This is a genomic window from Stenotrophomonas sp. HMWF023 (assembly GCF_003060985.1).
Taxonomy (GTDB): domain Bacteria; phylum Pseudomonadota; class Gammaproteobacteria; order Xanthomonadales; family Xanthomonadaceae; genus Stenotrophomonas; species Stenotrophomonas lactitubi.
Genome location: NZ_QAIJ01000029.1, coordinates 35,323 through 42,384, shown reverse-complemented (window position 1 = coordinate 42,384; position 7,062 = coordinate 35,323). Strand labels below are relative to the sequence as shown.

Sequence of the window (7,062 nt, the reverse complement as noted above, 5' to 3'; positions counted from 1 at the left end):
GCCTACGACAGCGCGGCCGCCGATGTCGCGGCCAACGAACCGGCACCTGCACCGACAGCCGCACCTGCAGCTGCGGCCGCTGAGGCAGCACCTGCTTCGGCAGCGGCCATCGCAGACGTGCCGAAACCCGCGCCCGCCGCAGCTCGGCAGTTGCCTGCTCCGATGATGGCGCCGGCACCGCCACCTGCGCCCGCAGCCGACACCGCCTTTGCCGCGCCTCCGATGCCTGCGGCAGCACCACCCGCACCGGAAGCCTATCCGGCGCCTGCGCCCGCGCCGGCAGCCGCGCCTGCGGTTCCTGCTGCGGCGATGCGGGCGCGCAAGGCCACTGCGGCGACGGCGGAATCAATGTCCTCCGCGCCGGCCACGGCCGAAGACCGCATCGCGCTCACCGCGAGCAAGCAGGACGCGGCCGGCAGAACCGCGCCTGGTGTCATGCGCCGCGCCAGCGACGCAGGCCTCAGCGCGGAGGCCGTACAGGCCGAAGTGCAGGCCGACGCCGGGCTGCCCCGCCGACAATGGCTGCAGAAGATCCGCGAGCGTCGCGATTCCGGCCAGCGCGACCTGGCCCGGGCGAGCCTGGAGCGTTACCTGCAGACCTATCCCGAGGCGCGCCTGCCAAAGGATGTGCGGCCATTGCTGGACGACTGAAGCACGTCGGCGGCAAGCCCGTAGAATGAAGGGGATGCCCGATACCCTCGCCCAACCGGTCAGCCACACCCTGGACGTCAAGCACAGCCGCTTCATCGCGCATGCCGCGCCGATCGAGGGTGCGTCAGCTGCGCTGGCGTTTCTGCAGGAGGTGGCCGTGGCCGATGCGACCCACAACTGCTGGGCCTACCGGCACGGCCAGGACTATCGCTCCAGCGACGATGGCGAACCGGCCGGCACCGCTGGCCGGCCGATCCTGGCAGCCATTGATGGCCAGGGATTCGATCGGGTGATGGTGGTGGTCACCCGCTGGTTCGGGGGCATCAAGCTGGGTGCCGGTGGCCTGGTCCGCGCGTACGGCGGCGCCGCTGCCGAATGCCTGCGCACCGCACCGCGCCTGCCCTTGGTGGCGATGGCGCGGCTGCAGCTGGTGGCTGGATTCGAGGACCTAGGCGCGCTGCACGCTGCCCTGCCCGCCCATGCCGCCGAGAAGCGCGATGAACAGTTCGATGCCAATGGCGTGAGATTGCGGGTCGAATTGCCCGCAGACCAAGTCGACGCATTGAAAATCCGCCTGCGCGACGCCACCCGTGATCGTATCCGTATCCAAGATGACCTCCTCGATGACTGACAAGGACGCACCGGCCACAGATCCGGCTTCCCCGCCGCTGCGCCGCCTCGGCAGCCTGCGCACGCTGTGGCCGTTCGTGCGCCGCCACAGCGGCTTGTTCAGCGCCTGGCTGCTGGCCCTGGCCGTCTCTTCGGCGGCGACGCTGAGCCTGCCGCCGGCCGTGAAGCAGATGATCGACCACGGCTTCAGCAGCGGTGGCCAGATCAACCGTGCCTTTGCGCTGCTGATGCTGGTCGCGGTGGTGCTGGCGTTGGCGACGGCCGCGCGTTTCTACTTTGTTTCGTTGCTCGGCGAGAAGGTGGTGGCGGATCTGCGCAGCCGTCTCTACGCGCACCTGATCCAGCTCGGCGCCGGCTTCCACGACCGCAGCCGCAGCGGCGAACTGGTTTCGCGCCTGACCGCCGACAGCGAACTGCTGCGCAGCGTGGTCGGCTCGACCATGTCCGTGGCGCTGCGCAGCAGCGTCACCGTGGTCGGCAGCCTGGCGATGCTGTTCGTCACCAGCCCGCGGTTGGCCGCCTGGTCGCTGCTCGGCATCCCGCTGGCGGTGCTGCCGATCATCATCGGCGCGCGCAAGCTGCGCACCATCGCGCGCAGCAGCCAGGACCGCATCGCCGATGCCAACAGCCTGGCCAGCGAAACGCTGGGCGCGGTGCGCACCGTGCAGGCGCATGCGCGCGAGCCCTATGAGCGCGGCCGTTTCGATCATGCGCTGGGCGATGCGATCCGTGCCGCGCGTCGGCGCATCGGTGCGCAGTCGCTGGTCACCGCCAGCGCCATCCTGCTGGTGTTCGGCGCGATTGTCGGTGTGTTGTGGCTGGGCGCGCACGACGTCATCGACGGGCGCCTCAGCGCCGGTACGCTGGGCCAGTTCGTGCTGTACGCACTGATCGGCGGCGGTTCGGTCGGTGCGCTGGCCGAAGTGTGGAATGAACTGCAGCGCGCGTCCGGCGGCATGGGCCGCATCGGCGAGCTGCTTCAGGAAGACATCGAGATCCGTGCGCCGGCCACGCCGCGTGCGCTGCCGCAGCCGCTGCGTGGCGAAATCCACTTCGACGACGTGGTGTTCAACTACCCGCAGCGACCGGACCAGGCCGCACTGGACCATTTCAATCTGCACGTGCGACCGGGTGAAACCGTCGCTCTGGTCGGCCCGTCAGGCGCCGGCAAGAGCACGGTGCTGTCGATGCTGCTGCGCTTCCACGATCCGGCCGCCGGCCGCATCTGCGTGGACGGCATCGACGTGCGCGACGTCGATCCGGCCGCGCTTCGCGCGCAGCTTGCGCTTGTGCCGCAGCAGCCGACGTTGTTCGCCGCCAGCGCACGCGACAACATCCGCTATGGCCGGCTGGAGGCCAGCGACGCTGAGGTGGAAGATGCAGCCCGCGCCGCTGAGGCCGACGCCTTCCTGCGTGCGCTGCCGGAGGGCTACGACAGCGAACTGGGCGAGCGCGGTGCCCGCCTGTCCGGTGGCCAGCAGCAGCGCGTGGCAATCGCCCGTGCCTTGCTGAAGGACGCACCGATCCTGCTGCTCGACGAAGCCACCAGTGCGCTGGACGCGCAGAGCGAGCACGGCGTGCAGCAGGCACTGGAACGATTGATGGCCGGGCGCACCACGGTGGTCATCGCCCACCGGCTGGCGACCGTGCTGAAGGCCGACCGCATCGTAGTGATGGACCACGGTCGCATCGTGGCCGAGGGCACGCATGCGGAGCTGCTGGCTGAAGGCGGCCTGTATGCCGAGCTTGCACGCCTGCAGTTCATCGATTGATGACGGCCGGCTAACACCGGTCGGATCACTCTGACGGCGTTGCAAAGAACCACTGAAGGAGGTCAATCATGTCGTTCCGTCAGTTCCCTGCTGTCGACAGCAATGGCGAAAGCCACATCATCATCGAGTTCAAGCCCGAGGCCAGCGGCAGCGGGCACGGCTCCGAGACGACGCCGCGTTATGAACTCGACGACGGCCGCCAGCTGGTGCGCAACGGCCGCGAATTCACCACCAGCGGTGGTGAAGTCAGGTTGTCGATCTAACGGTCCGCTGTAGCGCCGAGCCAGGCTCCGCTCCACCGTTGGCTCCATCAAAAAAGGTTGGTCATTTTTTGACCAACCATCTTGACAGCCTTTCCTGCCAAGGCCTGCAGCAGGTTATCCACATGTTTGCGCAGAAGCCATCCACACGCCCTGTGGATGAATGTTCTATGCGAGCACCCGGCCGATCCCGCTGGCATCCACCTCGGCGGCGGCGGCGGCGATAGCCCCTAGCTCGCTGCCTGCCACGAAACCGATGCGGAAATGCACCTCTCCGGCGGGCGTGCGCGAGGAATGGATCGAGGCCAGGCTGATGCCATGCTGCTCGAACACGTTGAGCAGTTCGCGCAACGAACCCGCGCGGTCTTCAGGCAGATGCACCGACAGGGCGTTGCGCTCGGTCAGGTCGGCCAGCAGATAGCCGACGCGCTCGAAGGTGTAATTTCCCGCAGCCAGCGCCTGATCGCCGAACGCGCTCCTGTTCGCCCCCAGCAGGTGCTCACGGAACGCGCCACGCGCAGCGTCATCGCCCTGCCCGACCTGCGCCTGCAGTGTCTGCAACTGGCCGATCAACCGTTGCAGCATCGGCGCCACATAGGGATTGCCGAACTGGATGTCTTCATAGATCGCCGGATTCAGCGACAGGATCCGCGAGATGATCGCCGTATCCAGTTCGAACGAAGCAGATCGATACGGCAGCATCGCCGCCAGCGTGCCCAACTGCGGCTGGTACTCGCGCAGCACACCCGCCTGGGCCAGATGGGTCGCATGCACCATCGCCTGCACCAGCGCCATCATCTGGTCATGGTGCTGCGGCGTGGCCCGTACGCACTCTGCCTGCAGCGCAAGGCACACCGCGTCCACCCAGGGCCGCCAATGCTGCAGGCGCGCCTCGCAGACCACCATCACCCGGCCTTTCAGAGTCGGCGCCTTGGGCGGCGCCGTCATCGGATGCAGGCCCACCACCTCGGCGCGCGAGGCCAGCATCGCCTGCACCGGCGCTTCCTTCACCGAGGTCACATCCAGCCACAAGCGTTCCTGCTCGCGGCCAGCCGACAGGCGCGTGTACTCGGCAATCAATGCGGACGTGTGCCGGATCGGTGCGGAGAACACCAGCACATCAGCCTGTTCCAGCAACTGCTCCGGCGCATGCGAGCCCGGGTCGGCCGGATCGTGGCCGATCACCTGCACCTGCATGTGCTGTTCGAAGAACCGGGTCAGCCAGCGCCCGTAGGCGCCGGCACTGCCGACGATGCCAACCGTGCGCGGCGTGCGTTCGTGCAGATCGCTCATGCCAGTCGTTCGGCGCGGAAGCGCATCCCGTCGGCCAGGGCCGCCGGTGCGGCTGCGATCACGTCGAACTCCTCGAAACCATGGGCCAGGGTTGCCTCCAGCGCCGCATGGGTGCCGGCGATGGCGCGCGAGATGGCCATCTGCATCGGCTCACCGCGCAGCAGGAAGGACACCATCAGCGACATCAGCACATCGCCGGTACCGGCCACGTCGACCGGCAGCAGCGGCGAAGTCCAGCGCCAGGTTTCCTCGCGACCGACAGCCAGCGTCACCAGCTCGCCCGGATTGCCGCCGACGCTGTGTGCCAGCACCCACTGCGGACCGCGTGCCAGCAGCGCATGCGAGGCGGCGATGGCATCGGCCTCGACCAGCGCCGGCATGCCGGTCAGTCGCCCGAGTTCGAAGGCGTTCGGGGTGACCAGCCAAGCATGTGGCAGCAAGCGCTCAGCGAAGATCGCCTCCAGGCCCGGCTCCACATAGGGACCGGTGTGCGTATCGCCGATCACCGGGTCCAGGCAGTAACGCAGCTGCGGGCATGCCGGCAGGATCTCGTCCAGCCAATCGGCGAATGCGGCACCGTTGGCGGCGCTGCCGAAGTAGCCGGACACCAGCATCTTCGCCCGTTGCGGAAGACCCCGTTCGCGGGTGCCAAGCAGCAGGTCGGCGAACCAGTCACTGGGCAGCACACGGCCACGGGTAGTCTCGTAGAACGGCGCATTGCTCAGCAGCGTGGTCGGGATCGAGGCCACGCGCACGCCGAGCGCGCGCATCGGTGGCAGCGCGGCGCTGTTGCCGGCGTGGCCGTAGACCAGTTGCGATTGGACCGAAATGACATCGATCGGCGAAGGGCCGTCGGGCCGCTGGCGGCGGCCGTGGACCAAGTGGTTGTCGAGGGATTCGCTCATGCCCGCATTCTACGCCCAAGGGGGTTTTCGGCAGGGCTGCGCCCTGCACCCACGGTAGTGCCGGCCGCTGGCCGGCAACCTCAACAGCAACTGCAACGACAACAGCAACAGCGGGCTATCCGTGAGATGGCGGGTTGTGTCCGGTTGCGGGGGACGCCGTAAATCCGTCCATGGAGGCTCGGTCGCGCCATCCATGGCGCTCACGCCCCCGCAACCGGACCCAACCCGCCTTCGACAGATTTCTTCGATCTGCCGGAATGGCATGGCCTGCTCTTGGTGGGTGTCGACCTTGGTCGACACGGTAGGTCCACGCCATGCGTGGATGTTCTACATTCAATTGTCCAAATATTCGATTTCGATGGAGATTCATCCGCGCATGGCGTAGATCTACTGGCCACCGGAAAACTGTCGAAGGCGGGGCACTGTGGGTTTGCGGGGTGTGAGCCGCATGGATGCGGCGACCAAGCCTACAAGGACGTACTTGCGGCGACCCCGCAAACCCACAGTGCCCCGCCATCTCCCGGAGTGCCGCTGTTGCTGTTGCTGTAGCTGTAGCTGCTGCCGGCCAGCGGCCGGCACTACCGCGGGTGCAGGGCGCAGCCCTGCAGAAGAACACTCCTTCAGTGCACAGGCTTCGACGGCGGCAACCACGCCGCCACGATGCCCAGCAGCGGCAGGAACGCGGTCAACTGGTAGACGAATTCGATGCTGGTCTTGTCGGCCAGCAGGCCGAGCACTGCTGCGCCAAGGCCGCCCATCCCGAAGGCGAAGCCGAAGAACAGACCGGACACCATGCCGATACGATGCGGCATCATTTCCTGCGCGTAGACCACGATGGCCGAGAACGCGGACGACAGGACGAAGCCGATCAGCACCGCCAGTATCGTGGTCCACAGCAGATCGGCATGCGGCAACATCAGCGCGAACGGTGCCACGCCCAAGATCGAGGCCCAGATGATCGGCTTGCGGCCGATACGATCACCCAGCGGCCCGCCAAAGAAGCCGCCCGCGGCGGACGCCACCAGGAAGGCGAACAGATGCAACTGCGCCTGCGCCACCGGAATGCCGAAATGATGCATCAGGTAGAACGTGAAATAGCTGCCGATGCTGGCCATGTAGAAGTACTTGCTGAAGATCAGTACCAGCAGGATGGCCAGCACCCGGGCAATCGTGCGCGGCGGATGGCGCGCGGCGATCACGCCGTGTGCTGCTGGCCGGGGGGCGCCCAGATGCATCGAATACCAGCGGCCGACATAGGTCAGCAGGGCAATACCGATCAACGCTGCACCGGCAAACCACGACGCGGAATGCTGGCCGTAGGGCACGATCACCGCTGCGGCGATCAGCGGCCCCAGGGCCGTACCGAAGTTGCCGCCCACCTGGAACACCGACTGCGCCAGGCCATGCCGGCCGCCTGAGGCCAGGCGTGCGATACGTGAGGCTTCCGGATGGAAGATCGCCGAACCAATACCGACCAGCGCGGCGGCCAGCAGCACCATCGCGTAATTGGGCGCGAAGCCCAGCAGCAGCATGCCGCACAAGGTCGAGGCC

6 protein-coding genes and 1 pseudogene are annotated in these 7,062 nt (G+C 67.3%); 4 read left to right on the top strand and 3 right to left on the bottom strand.

Features of this window, described 5'->3' with window-relative positions; translation table 11 throughout:
• The 4 genes and pseudogenes from DBR20_RS22015 to DBR20_RS01240 all read left to right on the top strand — a co-directional run.
• Nucleotides 1-651 (top strand): annotated as a pseudogene (locus tag DBR20_RS22015) (hypothetical protein); the annotation flags it as partial.
• A 34-nt stretch (nt 652-685) separates the two neighbouring features.
• On the top strand, nt 686-1,282 hold the full coding sequence (locus tag DBR20_RS01250) for a YigZ family protein (RefSeq protein ID WP_108264907.1): 597 nt from the start codon (nt 686-688) through the stop codon (nt 1,280-1,282).
• Nucleotides 1,275-3,053: an ABC transporter transmembrane domain-containing protein gene (locus DBR20_RS01245; RefSeq protein WP_108264906.1), complete on the top strand. Its 1,779-nt coding sequence runs from the start codon at nt 1,275-1,277 to the stop codon at nt 3,051-3,053. The genes DBR20_RS01250 and DBR20_RS01245 overlap by 8 nt, the downstream gene beginning before the upstream one ends.
• 68 nt (nt 3,054-3,121) lie before the next feature.
• Nucleotides 3,122-3,316 (top strand): hypothetical protein, encoded by a 195-nt coding sequence (locus DBR20_RS01240; protein WP_088101408.1) that lies wholly within the window; start codon nt 3,122-3,124, stop codon nt 3,314-3,316.
• Nucleotides 3,317-3,481: 165 nt separating this feature from the next.
• Here DBR20_RS01240 and DBR20_RS01235 read toward each other — a convergent pair whose 3' ends face one another.
• The 3 genes from DBR20_RS01235 to DBR20_RS01220 all read right to left on the bottom strand — a co-directional run.
• On the bottom strand, nt 3,482-4,606 hold the full coding sequence (locus DBR20_RS01235) for a prephenate dehydrogenase (RefSeq protein WP_108264905.1): 1,125 nt from the start codon (nt 4,604-4,606) through the stop codon (nt 3,482-3,484).
• Nucleotides 4,603-5,511, bottom strand: coding sequence for a pyridoxal kinase (pdxY, locus tag DBR20_RS01230; RefSeq protein ID WP_108264904.1), 909 nt, complete (start codon nt 5,509-5,511; stop codon nt 4,603-4,605). The genes DBR20_RS01235 and pdxY overlap by 4 nt, the downstream gene beginning before the upstream one ends.
• Nucleotides 5,512-6,131: 620 nt before the next feature.
• Nucleotides 6,132-7,062: MFS transporter (locus DBR20_RS01220; protein WP_258223076.1), on the bottom strand; the 931-nt coding region annotated here is incomplete at its 5' end.